Annotated in this window: 1 rRNA gene; it reads right to left on the reverse strand. The window is 48.9% G+C overall.

From position 1 onward, the window contains the following. Positions 1–221 (reverse strand): 23S ribosomal RNA (locus tag WFK81_RS30880); the annotation flags it as partial.

Consider the following 221-nt stretch of genomic DNA (forward strand, 5'->3'; position numbering starts at 1 on the left):
TCTCACTTGTCTTTTCGTTACTCATACCGGCATTCTCACTTGTGTACTGTCCACCAGTCCTTACGGTCTGACTTCAACCTATACACAACGCTCCCCTACCCAAGACACATACGTGTCATGCCATAGCTTCGGTGGTGTGTTTAGCCCCGTTACATTTTCGGCGCAGAGTCACTCGACCAGTGAGCTATTACGCACTCTTTAAATGGTGGCTGCTTCTAAGC

It is taken from the genome of Paenibacillus sp. MMO-177 (assembly GCF_037147795.1).
In the GTDB taxonomy this organism is placed as follows: domain Bacteria; phylum Bacillota; class Bacilli; order Paenibacillales; family Paenibacillaceae; genus Pristimantibacillus.